14 protein-coding genes are annotated in these 15,220 nt (G+C 74.1%); 9 read left to right on the forward strand and 5 right to left on the reverse strand.

The features are described from left to right. Positions 1 to 30 precede the first annotated feature (30 nt). Both INN71_RS12450 and INN71_RS12455 read left to right on the forward strand, forming a co-directional pair. A complete protein-coding gene (locus INN71_RS12450) occupies positions 31 to 753 on the forward strand; it encodes a BTAD domain-containing putative transcriptional regulator (RefSeq protein ID WP_277499376.1) in 723 nt (240 codons plus the stop codon). 27 nt (positions 754 to 780) lie between these two features. After that, complete coding sequence (locus INN71_RS12455; RefSeq protein ID WP_277499375.1) at positions 781 to 1,551, forward strand: isocitrate lyase/phosphoenolpyruvate mutase family protein; 771 nt, start codon at positions 781 to 783, stop codon at positions 1,549 to 1,551. 11 nt (positions 1,552 to 1,562) lie between these two features. Here INN71_RS12455 and INN71_RS12460 read toward each other — a convergent pair whose 3' ends face one another. Further along, positions 1,563 to 2,336: a hypothetical protein gene (locus tag INN71_RS12460; protein ID WP_277499374.1), complete on the reverse strand. Its 774-nt coding sequence runs from the start codon at positions 2,334 to 2,336 to the stop codon at positions 1,563 to 1,565. A 133-nt stretch (positions 2,337 to 2,469) separates the two neighbouring features. On the opposite strand from INN71_RS12460, the gene INN71_RS12465 reads away from it, so the two are divergent. Further along, positions 2,470 to 3,810 carry a M20/M25/M40 family metallo-hydrolase gene (locus tag INN71_RS12465; RefSeq protein WP_301800646.1) on the forward strand — a complete coding sequence of 447 codons (1,341 nt, stop codon included), beginning with the start codon at positions 2,470 to 2,472 and terminating at the stop codon, positions 3,808 to 3,810. Here INN71_RS12465 and INN71_RS12470 read toward each other — a convergent pair. Both INN71_RS12470 and INN71_RS12475 read right to left on the reverse strand, forming a co-directional pair. Then, positions 3,807 to 4,043: a DUF5703 family protein gene (locus INN71_RS12470; protein WP_301800648.1), complete on the reverse strand. Its 237-nt coding sequence runs from the start codon at positions 4,041 to 4,043 to the stop codon at positions 3,807 to 3,809. The two genes, INN71_RS12465 and INN71_RS12470, sit on opposite strands and share 4 nt — an antisense overlap. Positions 4,044 to 4,082: 39 nt before the next feature. Then, on the reverse strand, positions 4,083 to 5,042 hold the full coding sequence (locus INN71_RS12475; protein WP_277499368.1) for an aldo/keto reductase: 960 nt from the start codon (positions 5,040 to 5,042) through the stop codon (positions 4,083 to 4,085). 129 nt (positions 5,043 to 5,171) lie between these two features. Here INN71_RS12475 and INN71_RS12480 point away from each other — a divergent pair, with 129 nt between their 5' ends. Next, a complete protein-coding gene (locus INN71_RS12480) occupies positions 5,172 to 5,996 on the forward strand; it encodes an undecaprenyl-diphosphate phosphatase (protein WP_301800650.1) in 825 nt (274 codons plus the stop codon). Between the two features lie 44 nt (positions 5,997 to 6,040). Here the strand turns inward: INN71_RS12480 and corA are convergent, their stop codons facing one another. After that, the gene (gene corA, locus INN71_RS12485) at positions 6,041 to 7,018 is read right to left on the reverse strand and encodes a magnesium/cobalt transporter CorA (protein ID WP_301800652.1); all 978 of its coding nucleotides are present in this window, start codon (positions 7,016 to 7,018) and stop codon (positions 6,041 to 6,043) included. A gap of 35 nt (positions 7,019 to 7,053) precedes the next feature. Here corA and INN71_RS12490 point away from each other — a divergent pair, with 35 nt between their 5' ends. From INN71_RS12490 to mshC, 4 genes are read left to right on the forward strand one after another with little or no spacing between them, the layout of a single operon-like run. Then, positions 7,054 to 7,815 carry an MSMEG_4193 family putative phosphomutase gene (locus tag INN71_RS12490; protein WP_301800654.1) on the forward strand — a complete coding sequence of 254 codons (762 nt, stop codon included), beginning with the start codon at positions 7,054 to 7,056 and terminating at the stop codon, positions 7,813 to 7,815. Positions 7,816 to 7,825: 10 nt separating this feature from the next. Then, positions 7,826 to 8,404 carry a DUF3090 family protein gene (locus INN71_RS12495; protein WP_277500876.1) on the forward strand — a complete coding sequence of 193 codons (579 nt, stop codon included), beginning with the start codon at positions 7,826 to 7,828 and terminating at the stop codon, positions 8,402 to 8,404. Continuing rightward, the gene (locus INN71_RS12500) at positions 8,401 to 9,240 is read left to right on the forward strand and encodes an SCO1664 family protein (protein WP_301800656.1); all 840 of its coding nucleotides are present in this window, start codon (positions 8,401 to 8,403) and stop codon (positions 9,238 to 9,240) included. The genes INN71_RS12495 and INN71_RS12500 overlap by 4 nt, the downstream gene beginning before the upstream one ends. Positions 9,241 to 9,269: 29 nt before the next feature. After that, on the forward strand, positions 9,270 to 10,508 hold the full coding sequence (mshC, locus tag INN71_RS12505) for a cysteine--1-D-myo-inosityl 2-amino-2-deoxy-alpha-D-glucopyranoside ligase (protein ID WP_301800657.1): 1,239 nt from the start codon (positions 9,270 to 9,272) through the stop codon (positions 10,506 to 10,508). Here the strand turns inward: mshC and INN71_RS12510 are convergent. Then, complete coding sequence (locus INN71_RS12510) at positions 10,505 to 11,356, reverse strand: PAC2 family protein (protein WP_301800659.1); 852 nt, start codon at positions 11,354 to 11,356, stop codon at positions 10,505 to 10,507. The genes mshC and INN71_RS12510 overlap by 4 nt on opposite strands. 134 nt (positions 11,357 to 11,490) lie before the next feature. Here INN71_RS12510 and metH point away from each other — a divergent pair, with 134 nt between their 5' ends. Continuing rightward, entirely contained in the window at positions 11,491 to 15,219 is a 3,729-nt protein-coding gene (gene metH, locus INN71_RS12515) for a methionine synthase (RefSeq protein WP_301800661.1), read from the forward strand. The last annotated feature ends 1 nt before the right edge of the window (position 15,220 follow it).

A 15,220-nucleotide genomic window follows, 5' to 3' on the forward strand; every position in this document is an offset into this window, starting at 1 on the left:
CTGTAGGAGGGAGCAGGGGGAGGTACGAGGATGACCACAGCGCGGCTCACGCTGCTGGGCGGCTTCGCGGTGACGTTCGAGGACGAGCCGCTGCGCGTCTCCCGCGCGGGTCAGCGGCTCCTGGCGCTGCTGTGCCTCGAGCGTCGTCGCGGTCGCGCGCCACGCTCTGCCGCGGCCGAGCGGCTCTGGCCGGACCTGCCTCCCGGACGCGCGGCGTCGAACCTGCGCTCCGTGCTGTGGCGCCTGCCCCGACCGCGCGGCCGGGTGCTCGTGCGCTCCGACTCGGCCTGCGTCTGGCTCGACCCCGACGTCGACGTCGACCTCGTGCGGGCCGAGGGTCTCGCGCAGGCCCTCTGCGCCGAGCCGCCGCCGGAGTCGGTCGACGAGGACCTCGGGCTCCTCGACCTCGACCTGCTGCCCGACTGGGACGAGCCGTGGCTCCACGTCGAGCAGGAGAGCTACCGCCAGAAGCGGCTGCACGCCCTGGAGCGGGGCGCGGTGGGCCTGCGGGGCGTCGGGCGCTACAGCGCGGCGCTCGCTGCCGGGCTCGCCGCGGTCCGGGCGGAGCCGCTGCGCGAGACCGCCCACCGCCAGGTCATCGAGGTGCACCTCGCCGAGGGCAACCACGCCGAGGCCCTGCGGCAGTACGACGGCTACCGCCGCCTGCTCGCCACCGAGCTCGGCCTGCCCCCGTCGCCCGCGATCCGGGCCCTCGTCGGCCCGCTGCTCGGCCGCCCGCTCGACCACCGCTGAGGCGCCCCGGCTGGCATGCTCGGACCCATGAGCACCGACACCGCTGCCGCCGCCACCGCCCTCCTGCGCCTGCACACCGACCCGGCGATCCTCACCGTCGTCAACGTGTGGGACTCCATCTCGGCGAAGGTCGTCACCGACCTGCCGGGCACGACCGCCCTGGCCACCGCGAGCCACTCCATCGCCGCCTCCCGCGGCTACGAGGACGGCGAGAACATCCCCGTCGACGAGATGGTCGAGGAGGTCCGCCGCATCGTCGCCGCCACCCACCTGCCCGTCACGGCCGACCTCGAGGGCGGGTACGGCGACGCCGCCGCCACCGTGCGGGCCGCCATCGCCGCCGGGGCCGTCGGGGCCAACCTCGAGGACCAGCTGAAGCCCCTCGACGAGGCCGTCGCCCAGGTCGAGGCCGTCATGGCCGCGGCGGCCGACGCGGGCGTGCCCGACTTCGTGCTGAACGCGCGCACCGACGCGTTCGTCAAGGGCGCCGCCGACCCGCTGGCCGAGGCCGTCACCCGGGGCCGCGCCTACCTCGAGGCCGGCGCGCCCGTCGTCTTCGTGCCGGGCCCGCTCGACGAGGAGCAGATCGGCACGCTCGTCGACGCCTTCGGCCCGCAGCGCCTGACGGTCATCGGCCTGCCCGGGGTGCCGTCGCCGTCGCGCCTGCAGGAGCTGGGCGTCGCCCGGGTGTCCTACGGCCCGCTCTCGCAGCGGGTGGCGCTGACCGCGCTGGCGGAGCTCGTCGAGGCGGTGCACGCCGACGGTGGTGTCCCGGAGGGGACGCGCCCGCTCAACTGAGGGTCCGCCGCTCAGCGCACCACCGCGACGAGCGCGACGCCCGCGAAGGCGAACAACCAGCTCGCCAGGCTGCCGACCAGGAAGTACTCCGTCACGTCGCTCGGCCCGCCCGGCGGCGGCGTCCCCGGCGTCGGCGCGCGCAGCTCGGGGAACCGCAGCAGGGCCTTGGCGGCGATGACGAGCGAGGCCCCGGTCAGGTTGCCGGCGAGGCCGAGGCCGACGACGACCACCCGCTCCATCGGGCCCAGCACCCGGCCGCCCTTCAGCTGCTTCTCGTTGTCGTGGGCGGGGACGCCCACGAGGTCGAGCAGGAGGCGCACGACGACGTTCGCGGTCGACACCTGCACCAGCAGCACCCCGGCGACGAGCAGCAGCAGGTCGGCGTCCGTGTCGGCCGCCACGCTCCGGTCCACCAGCCGCTCGAGCGCGGCGACCTCGCCCATGGCCGGGCCGCACAGCACGACCGCGACGAGCCCGGCCAGCAGCGCGACGTACGCCGTCGTGAACAGCCAGCGGCCCCGCACCAGCGGGACCCCCGCCGGCAGGGCGCGGGCGCGGCCCAGCGCGGCGGCCGAGGCGAGCACCCACAGCGCGGCGGACGCCCCGACCCCGGCCCAGCCCCACCAGCCCCGGCCCGACGGGTCGGCCGCGAGCGCGGCGACGACGGTGCCGGCCAGCGTCGCCCCGGCGAGGGTGAGCCGCCGGCGCAGGCTGGTGAGGTCGCGGTGGGCGCGGAACAGGTCGCAGGCGCCCAGCAGCAGGAGCCAGGTCGCGACGCCGGTCACCGCGGGCCCCCGCCCGCCGGGACCCCCGAGGTCGACGTGTGCATGGCAGCAGCCTGCCCCACGCCACCGACGCTGTCGGTGCGAGGTCCGTCCCCGGAGCCGGGGTCTGGTCGCGCCTGCGAGGATGGCGCGCATGAGCGACGAGACGAGCAACCCGGGAGCCGACGCGTCGTACGCCCCCTCCTACGACCCCGCCGCGGAGGTCGTGGAGCTGTGCCGCGACCTCATCCGCATCGACACCTCGAACTACGGCGACGACTCGGGGCCGGGGGAGCGGAAGGCCGCCGAGCACGTGGCCACCCTCCTCGACGAGGTGGGCATCGAGGCGCGGCTCTACGAGTCGGAGCCCGGGCGCACGTCCGTGGTGGCGCGCTGGGGCGGGTCCGAGGGCGACCCGCTGCTGCTGCACGGCCACCTCGACGTCGTCCCGGCCGCCGCCGAGGACTGGCAGGTGCACCCCTTCTCCGGCGAGGTGCAGGACGGCTACGTGTGGGGCCGCGGCGCCGTCGACATGAAGGACTTCGACGCGATGCTGCTCTCCGTCGTCCGCGCCCGCGCCCGGGCCGGCCAGGTGCCCGACCGCCCGATGGTGCTCTGCTTCACCGCCGACGAGGAGGCCGGCGGCCACAAGGGCGCGCAGGTGCTCGTCGAGCAGCACGCCGACGAGCTCGCCGACTGCACCGAGGCCGTCGGCGAGGTCGGCGGCTTCAGCGCCACGGTGCGCGGTCGCCGGGTCTACCTCGTCGAGGCCGCCGAGAAGGGCATGGCCTGGATGAAGCTGACCGCGCGGGGCCGCGCGGGGCACGGCTCGATGGTCAACACCGAGAACGCGGTGACCGACCTCGCCGGGGCCGTCGCCCGCATCGGTGCCCACCAGTGGCCCGTGCGGCTCACCCCCACGATGGAGGTCCTCCTCGCGACCATCGGCGAGCTCGCCGGCGTGCCCGCCACGCCGGAGAACGCCCCCGCGCTGGTCGAGGAGTTCGGCGGTGCCGCGCGCATGCTCGGCAACGTGATCCGCAACTCCACCAACCCGACGATGCTGAGCGCCGGCTACAAGGTCAACGTCGTTCCGACGGAGGCGACCGCACACGTGGACGGCCGCTTCCTGCCCGGCTTCGAGGACGAGTTCTTCGCCACCCTCGCCGAGCTGACGGGGGAGGACGTCGAGATCGACTTCGTCTCCCACCAGCAGCCGTGGGAGACGCCGTACGACGGCGACCTCGTCGACGCGATGAGCCGCAGCCTGCTGGCGGAGGACCCCGACGCCCTCGTGGCGCCGTACCTCATGAGCGGGGGCACCGACGCGAAGCACTTCCGCCAGCTCGGGATGCGCTCCTACGGCTTCGCGCCGCTGCGCCTGCCCGCCGACCTCGACTTCACCGCGCTGTTCCACGGTGTCGACGAGCGGGTGCCGGTCGACGCGCTCGAGTTCGGCGCGCGGGTGCTCGACCGGTTCCTCGGCGACGCCTAGCTCGCCCAGAGGGTCGGGCGCTGGCGGATGATCTTGCGGCGCACGACGACACGCCGCACGCCGTCGGTGGCGATCCGCACGCGGTCGAGCTCCCACCCGCCGTGCTCGGCCATCTCGACGAGCGCCTGGCGCACCGCGTTGCGGGACAGGTGGCGCGAGAGCACCACGTCGCGGTACTCCCACTCCACTCCCGGGGAGAGCGTGCGGCGGGGACGCTGGGGCGGTCGGGTCACGCAGGTCACCTCCGGGGGCGGGTGGGGCTCGGGCGGGACTCAGTCGAGGGCGGACACGTCGTCCAGGGCGTCGGCGATCTCGGCCGGCAGCACCTTGTCCTCGACACCGAGGACCGAGCGTAGCTGGGCGGCGGTACGCGCCCCGACCACCGGTGCGGTGACGCCGGGGCGGTCGCGCACCCACGCCAGGGCGACCTCGGCGGGGGACCAGCCGAGCCCGTCGGCCGCCTTCACCACCGACTCGACGACGCCACGGGAGCGGTCGTCGAGGTAGGGCTCGACGAACGAGGCCAGGTGGGACGTCGCGGCGCGCGAGTCGGTCGGCGTGCCGGTGCGGTACTTGCCCGTCAGCACGCCGCGCCCCAGCGGCGACCACGGCAGCAGGCCCAGCCCCAGGTGCTCGGCGGCCGGCACGACCTCGACCTCGACGGCGCGGTTGAGCAGGGAGTACTCGACCTGCAGCGAGGCCAGCGGCGCCCGGCCCGGCACGGCCTGCTGCCACGTCGCGGCGCGGGCCACCTGCCAGCCGGTGTAGTTCGAGACCCCCGCGTAGAGCGCCCGACCGGTGGCCACCGCGTGGTCCAGCGCGGCGAGGGTCTCCTCGAGCGGCACGTCGTCGGACCACACGTGCACCTGCCACAGGTCGACCCGGTCGGTGCCGAGGCGGCGCAGGGAGGCGTCCAGGGTGGTGAGCAGGGCCCGGCGCGAGGTGTCACGGGCGCCACGGCCGGGGGTGCCGCGGCGCTGGCCCAGCCCCGCCTTGGTCGCCAGCACGACGTCGTCGCGGGCCACCACGTCGCCCAGCAGGGACCCGAGCAGCTCCTCGGCGGCGCCGTCGCCGTACGCCGCCGCGGTGTCCAGCAGCGTGCCGCCGCGCTCGGTGAAGGCGCCCAGCGCCTCGCGCGCCTCGTGCTCGTCGGTGTCGCGGCCCCAGGTCATGGTGCCCAGCCCCAGGCGTGAGACGCGCAGGCCCGTCGCGCCGACCGTTCGCTGATGCATGCGGGCCAACCTATCCACCCCGGTGCCGCGCGGCGCGCGAGGACGCGCCGCCACCGTGAGGTGACCCACACCGCACGCGCCGGCCGCCGCGGGCCGCGCCCCACCAGCGGCCCCGTAGGCTCACCGCCCGTGTGGGACTACCTCCAGGGCGTCGTGCTCGGCATCATCCAGGGACTGACCGAGTTCCTGCCGATCTCGAGCAGCGCGCACCTGCGCATCTTCCCGGAGCTCCTCGGCTGGGAGGACCCCGGCGCGGCGTTCACGGCCGTGTGCCAGATCGGCACTGAGCTCGCCGTGCTCCTCTACTTCCGCAAGGACATCTGGCGCATCGCCTCGTCGTGGCTGCGCTCCTTCGTGCGGCCCGAGCTGCGCGGCCACCTCGACACGCGCATGGGGTGGTTCATCATCGTCGGCTCGCTGCCGATCGTGCTGCTGGGCCTGCTCTTCGAGGACGCGATCGACAGCGCCCTGCGGAGCCTGTGGATCGTCGCCACGATGCTGGTCGTGCTCGGCATCGTGCTGGGCGTCGCCGACCGCTACGGCTCCACCGAGCGCACCCTCAAGGACCTGACGGCCGGGCACGCCGTCCTCATGGGCCTCGCGCAGGCGGCCGCGCTCGTGCCCGGCGTCTCCCGCTCCGGCGCCACCATCTCGATGGGCCGGGCCCTGGGGTACGAGCGGGAGGTCACCGCCCGCTACGCCTTCCTGCTCGCGATCCCCGCCGTCCTGGGCGCCGGGGTCTACAAGCTCAAGGACGTCCCGGGCTCCGACAACCCCTACGGCTGGGGTCCGACGATCACCGCGACCGTCGTGTCCTTCTTCGTCGGGTACGCCGTCATCGCGTGGCTGCTGCGCTACGTCTCCACGCGGTCGTTCCTGCCCTTCGTCACCTACCGCGTCGTCCTGGGTTTCGGCGTCATGGGCCTGCTCGCGGCGGGCGTGCTGAGCGCCTGAGCGCGTGAGCGCGCCGGGGGTCGGGCGTAGGGCGTCGGCGGCGCCTACATCCAGCCCGACCGCTTGAACTGCCACCACAGGAACCCGGAGATCAGCACCATGAGGGCCAGGGCCATCGGGTAGCCGAGCGTCCAGTGCAGCTCGGGCATGTGGTCGAAGTTCATCCCGTAGACCGCGGCCACGAGCGTCGGCCCCGCCACGAGGGCGACGCCGGACGAGATCCGGCGCATGTCCTCGTTCTGCTGCACCGAGATGCGGGCCACCTGGGCGTCGAAGGCCGCCGCGAGCAGGCCGTCGAGGTACTCCACCACCTCCGTCACCCGCGTGAGGTGGTCGGCGACGTCCCGGAAGTACGGTGCCGCCTCGTCCGCCACGCCGTCGACGTCGCCGGCCACGATGCGGCGCAGCGGCTCGCGCAGCGGCAGCACGGCCCGACGCACCTCGGCCAGCTCGCGCTTGAGCGTGTAGATGCGGGCCGTGTCGTCGGTGCGCACCGGTGAGAACACCGACGCCTCGACCTCGTCGACGTCCACCTCGAGGCTCGTCCCGACCTCCGCGTAGTCGTCGACGACGCGGTCGCACAGGACGTAGAGCACCGCGGACGGCCCGTGGCTCAGCACCGACGCGCGCCGCTCCAGGTCGAGCCGCACGCCGTGGAGCTCGCTGCCGGCGCCGTGGCGGACGTGGACGACGAAGTCGCGCCCCACGAAGACGGCGATCTCGCCGGTCTCGACGGCGTCCTCGGCGTCGACGTACCACAGCGTCTTGAGCACGACGAAGAGCTGGTCGTCGTAGCGCTCGAGCTTGGGCCGCTGGTGGGCGTTGACCGCGTCCTCGACCGCCAGCGGGTGCAGGCCGAAGTGCTGCGCGACCTCGCCCATCTCCGCGGCGTCGGGCTCGAACAGGCCGACCCACACGAAGTCGCCCGGCTCCCGTGCGGCGATCACGCCGGCGAGGTCGCTGGCGGCGCAGTCCACCTCGACCCGCCGCCCGGCGCGGTAGAGGGCGTTGTCCACGATCACGGGCACAACCTAGGCCCCCCGATACTGTCGGGCCCATGCCGACCGTCATCCTCCAGCGCCACGGCCGCACCACGGCGAACGCCGGCGGTGTGCTCGCGGGGCGCACGCCGGGCGTCCGCCTCGACGCCACCGGGGAGCGCCAGGCGGAGGACGCCGCCGCCCGGCTCGCCGTCGTGCCGCTCGCCGCCCTCGTCTCCAGCCCCCAGGAGCGGTGCCGGCAGACCGCGTCGTACGTCGCCGCCCACCGCCCCGCGGACGCCCCGGCCCGCCCGGAGGTCGAGGTGGACGAGGGGCTCGCCGAGTGCGACTACGGCGACTGGCAGGGCAGCCCGATCGCGGAGCTCGCGAAGGACCCGCTGTGGAAGGTCGTGCAGCAGCAGCCGTCCGCCGTGCGGTTCCCCGGCGGCGAGACCCTGCGGGCGATGCAGCAACGCGCGGTCGAGGCGGTCCGCCGCCGGGACGCAGAGGTGGCAGCCGCCCACGGCGACGGCGCCGTCTGGCTCGCCGTCACCCACGGCGACATCGTCAAGGCCGTGCTCGCCGACGCGCTCGGGCTGCACCTCGACCTGTTCCAGCGGCTGCACGCCGACCCGGCGTCGCTCACGGTGATCCGCTACACCGCCGCGCGCCCGATGGTGCTGCAGACCAACACGCACTCCGGCGACCTGTCCTGGCTGGCCGCGCCGCCCGCCACGGCCACCCCCGCGGCGTCCGGCGCGGGCGCCACCGGCGCCGACGCGGGGGACGCGGTCGTGGGGGGCGGCGCCGGGCCCGACGCCCCGCCACCCGCCCCCTAAGGTTGCTGGCATGCCTCCCGTGGTGCACCGCTTCGACCCCCCGGACCGCTTCGTCGTCGGCACGGTGGGGGAGCCGGGCTCGCGCACGTTCTTCCTGCAGGCCCGCGCGGACGTGCGCGTGGTGTCGGTCTCTCTGGAGAAGCAGCAGGTCCTCGCCCTCGCCGAGCGCGTCGACGAGCTCCTCGACGAGGTCATGGGCAGCGACCAGCACACCGGGATCGTGCCCGCGCTGGCGCCCGTCGACCTGGTCGACAACGACCCGCTCGACCAGCCCATCGAGGACGAGTTCCGCGCCGGCACCATGACGCTGTCGTGGGACCCGGCCGACGACCGCATCGTCATCGAGGTCTTCCCCTTCACCGAGGAGGCGCTCATCACCCCCGGCCAGCCGGAGGAGGAGATCGACGAGCCCGAGCCGGACGAGATCCTGCTGGTGCGGGTCTCCGCCGGCGCCGCCCGGGCCTTCGTCCAGCGCGCCGTCTCGGTGGTCGAGGCCGGCCGACCCACCTGCCCGTTCTGCGCCGAGCCGATCGACCCCGACGGCCACCTGTGCGTCCGGGCCAACGGCTTCCGCCGCCGCGACCCGTGAGCCCCGAGCCCCACGAGCCCGGCGAGGCCGGCGGGCCCCACGAGCCCGGCGACGTCCGCGAGCCGGACGAGCAGCGCACGGCCCGTCTCCTCGAGGGCGAGCTGCGCCTGCAGGGCCGCGTGATGCCGGCCTCGAACGCCACGTTCGTCGGCGAGGTCGCCGGCGCGCGGGTCGTCTACAAGCCGGTCCGCGGCGAGCGGCCGCTGTGGGACTTCCCCGACCACACGCTCGCGGGCCGGGAGGTCGCGACGTACGAGCTGTCCGTCGCGACGGGATGGGACGTCGTGCCGCCGACGGTGCTGCGCGACGGTCCGCACGGGCCGGGCATGGTGCAGGCGTGGCAGGAGTCCGACCCGGAGCAGTCGGCGGTCGACGTCGTGCGGGCCGGCGAGGTGCCGGCCGGGTGGCACCACGTCTTCGACGGTCTCGACGCGGCCGACGAGCCGGTCGCGCTCGTGCACGAGGACACCTCCGCGCTGCGCCGCATGGCCGTCCTCGACGTCGTGGCCAACAACGCCGACCGCAAGGGCGGGCACGTGCTGGAGATGGCCGACGGCCACCGGTACGGCGTCGACCACGGCCTGACCTTCCACGAGGAGCCGAAGCTGCGCACCGTGCTGTGGGGCTGGGCCGGTGAGGCCCTGCTCCCCGACGAGGTCGCCGTGCTGGAGCGGCTCGAGGCCGACCTCGGCGGCGAGCTGGGCGAGCGGCTGCGCCGCCTGGTCACCCCGCTCGAGGTGGTCGCCGCCCGCGCCCGTTGCCGGGCGCTGCTCGACGACGGGCACCTGCCCGGTCCGGGCGAGGACTGGCCGGTCATCCCGTGGCCGCCGTTCTGACGGGTCGGCGGCCCGGATAGGCTCCGGGCATGCGTGCGTGGTCTGCTCCCGACGTCCCGACCCTCCCGGTGACGGGCCCGCGGGTCTCGCTCCACGACACCGCCACCGGCCGCCTCGCGCCGACGGAGCCCCACGGGCCCGCGCGCCTCTACGTGTGCGGCATCACGCCCTACGACGCCACCCACATGGGTCACGCGGCGACGTACGTCGGGTTCGACCTGCTGGTGCGCGCGTGGCGCAACGCCGGCCACGAGGTCACCTACGTCCAGAACGTGACCGACGTCGACGACCCGCTGCTCGAGCGCGCCGTCAAGGTGGGCGTGAGCTGGGTGGACATCGCGGAGCGGGAGACGCAGCTGTTCCGCGAGGACATGGAGGCGCTGCACGTCCTGCCGCCCGCGCACTACGTCGGCGCCGTCGAGTCCATCCCGTGGGTGATCGAGCTCGTCGAGCGGCTCGCGGAGGCGGGCGCCGTCTACCGCGTCGACGACGACCTGTACTTCTCCGTCGCGGCGGACCCGGTCTTCGGCACGGTGTCGGGCGCCGACCGCGCCACCATGCGGGCCATCTTCGGCGAGCGCGGCGGCGACCCCGACCGCGCCGGCAAGCGCGACCCGCTGGACTGCCTGCTCTGGCGCGCCGAGCGCCCGGGGGAGCCGGCGTGGGAGAGCCCCTGGGGCCGGGGCCGGCCGGGCTGGCACATCGAGTGCACCGCCATCGCGCTGCGCCACCTCGGCTCGGCGTTCGACGTGCAGGGCGGGGGCAGCGACCTCGTCTTCCCGCACCACGAGATGTGCGCGTCCGAGGCCCAGGTCGCCGTGCCGGCCCACCCGTTCGCCCGGGCCTACGTGCACGCCGGGATGGTGGCCTACGACGGCGAAAAGATGTCGAAGTCGCGCGGCAACCTCGTCTTCGTCTCGCAGCTGCGCCGCAGCGACGTCGACCCCATGGCCATCCGTCTCGTGCTGCTGGCCCACCACTACCGCTCCGACTGGGAGTGGACCGACGACCTGCTGTGGACCGCCGGCCGCACCCTCGAGTCGTGGCGCAAGGCCGTCGCGCTCGGGGCGGGCGCCCCGGCCGGGCCGGTCGTCGAGCGCGTGCTCGCGGCCCTCGCCGACGACCTCGACGCCCCGACCGCCCTGGCGGTCGTGCAGGACTGGGTCGACGCGACCCTCGGCACGACGGGGCTCGCCGACACGTCGGACCCCGACGCCGCCCGCGTCGTCCGCCAGGTCGTCGACGCCGCGCTCGGCGTCGTCCTCTAGCCCTCGGCTCCGCCGCGGCGCTTGAGGTAGCGCTCGAACTCGCGGGCGATCGCCTCGCCGCTGGCCTCCGGGAGGTCGGCGGTGTCGCGGCTCTCCTCGAGGGCGCGGACGTACTCCGCGACCTCCTCGTCCTCCTCGGCGAGCTCGTCGACGCCGCGCTCCCACGCCCGGGCGTCCTCGGGCAGGTCGCCGAGCGGGATGGAGACGCCCAGCAGGTCCTCGAGGTGGTTGACGAGCGCGAGGGTCGCCTTGGGGCAGGGCGGCTGGGCGACGTAGTGCGGCACCGCGGCCCAGTAGGACACCGACGGCACGTCGAGACGCGTGCACGCGTCCTGGAGCACGCCGACGATGCCGGTCGGGCCCTCGTAGGTCGACTCGTCCACCTTCAGGCTGTCGACCAGCTCGGGCTCGGACGCCGTCCCGGAGACGGGGATGGGTCGGGTGTGCGGGGAGTCGGCGAGGAGCGCCCCGAGGGTGACGACCATCGTGCCGCCCAGCTCGTCGACGGCGGCGAGGAGCTCGGCGCAGAACTGCCGCCAGCGCATGTTGGGCTCGATGCCCCGCACGAGCACGACGTCGCGGTCGAGGCCCGGGGGCGAGGCGACCGCGATGCGCGTGGTCGGCCAGGTGACGCGCCGCATGCCCTGCTCGTCGGTGCCGACGGTGGGCCGGTTGACCTGGAAGTCGTAGAACTCCTCCGGGTCGACCGCCCCGACGACACGGGCGCCCCAGACGTCGATGAGGTGGTCGACCACGCCGCTCGCGGCGTCGGCGGCGTCGTTCCACCCCTCGAAGGCGGCGATCACCAGGGGGTCCACCAGGCCGGGGACGTCGTCGAACTCGATCACCCGGCCAGCCTAGTCCGGGCCCGCTCGTGCCCCCGGCGCGGCCGGGTGGGTCCGGGATTTCGGGCCTCCGCCGCCCGGGTGTCACGATCTGGTACGCCCGTCCACCTCTTGGACCCGTGACGGAAGGTTGACTCGTGCCGGCTCCCCACCACCGCCCCGACTGCACCGCCGAGCTCTCCGAGGCGCTGCGCTCGCGCATCCTCGTCATCGACGGCGCGATGGGCACGGCCATCCAGCGCGACCGCCCGGACGAGGCGGGGTACCGCGGCGAGCGGTTCGCGGACTGGGGGTCCGACCTGGTCGGCAACAACGACCTGCTGACCCTCACGCAGCCGCACATCATCCGCGGCATCCACGAGGAGTACCTGGCGGCGGGCGCCGACATCATCGAGACCAACACGTTCAACGCGAACGCGATCTCGCTCTCGGACTACGGCATGGCCGAGCTGGACTACGAGCTCAACCACGCCGCGGCCACCCTGGCCCGCGAGGCCGCCGACGCCCACAGCACCCCGGAGCGCCCCCGCTACGTCGCTGGCGCCCTGGGCCCGACGACGCGCACCGCCTCCATCAGCCCCGACGTCAACGACCCCGGCGCGCGCAACGTGACCTGGGACGAGCTCGTGGCGGCGTACACGACCGCGGCCCGCGGGCTCGTCGACGGCGGCGCGGACCTGCTCATCATCGAGACCATCTTCGACACGCTCAACGCCAAGGCGGCGATCTTCGCCGTCACCGGCCTGTTCGCCGAGCTGGGCCGCCGCTGGCCGATCGTCATCTCCGGCACCATCACCGACGCCTCGGGCCGCACGCTGTCGGGCCAGACCACCGAGGCGTTCTGGTACTCCGTGCGGCACGCCCAGCCGCTGCTCGTCGGTCTCAACTGCGCGCTGGGCGCGCGGGAGATGCGCCCCTTCCTCGCCGACCTGGCGCGGGTGGCCGACACGTTCGTCTCGGCGTACCCCAACGCGGGCCTGCCCAACGCCTTCGGCGAGTACGACGAGGCGGCCGCCGAGACCGCGGCCATCGTGGGCGAGTTCGCCGAGGCCGGGCTGGTGAACCTCGTCGGCGGCTGCTGCGGCACGACGCCCGACCACATCCGCGCGATCGCCGGAGCCGTCGAGGGCGGAACTCCCCGCGTCGTGCCCGAGGTGCGCCCCGCCCTGCGCCTCGCGGGTCTCGAGCCGCTGACGGTCGACGCCGACAGCCTGTTCGTCAACATCGGCGAGCGCACCAACGTCACCGGCTCCGCGCGGTTCAAGAAGCTCATCAAGGACGGCGACTACGACGCCGGCCTGTCGGTGGCCGTGCAGCAGGTGGAGAACGGCGCGCAGGTCATCGACGTCAACATGGACGAGGGCATGCTCGACGGCGTCGCCGCCATGGACCGCTTCCTCAAGCTGGTCGCCTCCGAGCCCGACATCAGCCGCGTGCCGCTCATGGTCGACTCCTCGAAGTGGGACGTGATCGAGGCCGGCCTCAAGTGCGTGCAGGGCAAGCCGATCGTCAACTCGATCTCCATGAAGGAGGGCGAGGACGCGTTCCGCGAGCAGGCCCGGCTGGTGCTGCGCTACGGCGCCGCCGCCGTCGTCATGGCCTTCGACGAGGACGGCCAGGCCGACTCGCTCCAGCGGCGCAAGGACATCTGCGCCCGCGCCTACCGGATCCTCGTCGACGAGGTCGGCTTCGAGCCGGACGACATCATCTTCGACCCCAACGTGTTCGCCGTGGCGACGGGCATCGAGGAGCACGCGGCCTACGGCACCGACTTCATCGAGGCGGTGCGCTGGATCCGGGAGAACCTCCCCGGCGCCCACGTGTCGGGCGGCATCTCCAACGTCTCGTTCTCGTTCCGCGGCAACAACCCGGTGCGCGAGGCCATCCACGCCGTCTTCCTCTTCCACGCCGTGCGGGCGGGCCTCGACATGGGCATCGTCAACGCCGGCGCCCTCGTGGTCTACGACCAGGTGGACCCCGTGCTGCGCGAGCGCATCGAGGACGTGGTGCTCAACCGGCGCCCCGACGCCACCGAGCGACTCCTCGAGATCGCCGAGGAGCACCGGGGCAGCGGCGAGGTGGCCGAGGTGGTCGCCGACGAGTGGCGCTCCCTGCCCGTCGGCGAGCGCATCACCCACGCGCTGGTGAAGGGCAACGACGGGTTCGTCGAGGCCGACACCGAGGAGCTGCGCCAGGAGATCGCGGCACGCGGCGGCCGGCCCATCGAGGTCATCGAGGGCCCGCTGATGGACGGCATGAACGTCGTCGGCGACCTCTTCGGCGCCGGCAAGATGTTCCTGCCGCAGGTCGTGAAGTCCGCCCGCGTCATGAAGAAGGCGGTGGCCTACCTCATCCCCTTCATCGAGGAGGAGAAGGCGAACGACCCCGCGCTCGCGACGGCGAAGGACACGAACGGCACGATCGTCATGGCCACGGTCAAGGGCGACGTGCACGACATCGGCAAGAACATCGTCGGCGTCGTGCTGGCCTGCAACAACTACGAGGTCATCGACCTCGGCGTGATGGTGCCGGCCCAGAAGATCCTGGACGCGGCGAAGGAGCACTCCGCCGACATCATCGGCCTGTCCGGGCTCATCACGCCGAGCCTCGACGAGATGGTCAACTTCGCGAACGAGATGCAGCGTGCGGGTCTCGACATCCCGCTGCTCATCGGCGGCGCGACCACGTCGCGCGCCCACACCGCGGTGAAGGTCGACCCCCGCTACGACGGCCCGGTCGTGTGGGTGAAGGACGCGTCGCGCTCCGTGCCCGTCGCGGCGGCCCTGCTCGACGGCGCGCAGCGGGAGAAGCTCCTGGCCGCCACCCGCACCGACTACGACGCGCTCCGCACCCGGCACTCCGGCAAGCAGGAGCGCAAGCTGGTGTCGCTGGAGGCGGCGCGGGAGCGGCGCACCCCGATCGACTGGTCGTCGTACGAGCCCGTGGCCCCGGCCCGGCCGGGCGTGCACGTGCTCGACGACTACGACCTCGGCGAGCTGCGCGACTACATCGACTGGCAGCCGTTCTTCAACGCGTGGGAGATGAAGGGGCGCTTCCCCGACATCCTCAACAACCCGTCGACCGGTGAGGCCGCCCGCCGGCTGTACGACGACGCGCAGGCCATGCTCGACCAGCTGATCGCCGAGCGGTGGATCACGGCCCGGGGCGTCTTCGGCTTCTTCCCCGCGGCCGGCCGCGGGGACGACACGGTCCTGTACGACGACGACTCCCGCACCTCCGAGCGCGCCGTGCTGCACCACCTGCGCCAGCAGGGCGAGCACCGCGAGGGCGTGCCCAACCGGTCGCTGGGCGACTTCGTGGCGCCCGAGGAGACGGGCCTGGCCGACCACGTCGGCGCGTTCGCGGTCACGACCGGCATCGGGCTCCCGGAGCGGGTGAAGGCCTTCCAGGCCGACCTCGACGACTACAACGCGATCCTGCTGGAGGCCCTGGCCGACCGCCTGGCCGAGGCGTTCGCCGAGCGGCTCCACGAGCGGGTGCGCACCGAGTTCTGGGGCCACGCGGCGGGGGAGCGGCTCAGCAGCGACGAGCTCATCGCGGAGCGCTACACCGGCATCCGTCCCGCGCCCGGCTACCCCGCGTGCCCCGAGCACACGGAGAAGCTGACGCTGTGGGACCTCCTCGACGTCGAGGAGACCACGGGCATCACGCTCACCGAGTCGATGGCCATGTGGCCCGGCGCGGCGGTCTCGGGCTGGTACTTCGCGCACCCGCAGTCGCAGTACTTCGTCGTCGGCCGGCTCGGTCGCGACCAGGTCGCGGACTACGCGGAGCGCAAGCGCTGGACGCTGGCCGAGGCCGAACGCTGGCTGTCGGCCAACCTCGGCTACGACCCCGAGGACTGAC

This window comes from Nocardioides sp. ChNu-153 (assembly GCF_030466625.1).
Classification (GTDB): domain Bacteria; phylum Actinomycetota; class Actinomycetes; order Propionibacteriales; family Nocardioidaceae; genus Nocardioides.

What these genes read in the sequence shown, in the direction of transcription:
- INN71_RS12450 (WP_277499376.1), top strand. Translation starts at nt 31, where the DNA reads ATGACCACAGCGCGGCTCACGCTGCTGGGCGGCTTCGCGGTGACGTTC.
- INN71_RS12455 (WP_277499375.1), top strand. Translation starts at nt 781, where the DNA reads ATGAGCACCGACACCGCTGCCGCCGCCACCGCCCTCCTGCGCCTGCAC.
- INN71_RS12465 (WP_301800646.1), top strand. Translation starts at nt 2,470, where the DNA reads ATGAGCGACGAGACGAGCAACCCGGGAGCCGACGCGTCGTACGCCCCC.
- INN71_RS12475 (WP_277499368.1), bottom strand. Translation starts at nt 5,042, where the DNA reads ATGCATCAGCGAACGGTCGGCGCGACGGGCCTGCGCGTCTCACGCCTG.
- INN71_RS12490 (WP_301800654.1), top strand. Translation starts at nt 7,054, where the DNA reads ATGCCGACCGTCATCCTCCAGCGCCACGGCCGCACCACGGCGAACGCC.
- INN71_RS12495 (WP_277500876.1), top strand. Translation starts at nt 7,826, where the DNA reads ATGCCTCCCGTGGTGCACCGCTTCGACCCCCCGGACCGCTTCGTCGTC.
- mshC (WP_301800657.1), top strand. Translation starts at nt 9,270, where the DNA reads ATGCGTGCGTGGTCTGCTCCCGACGTCCCGACCCTCCCGGTGACGGGC.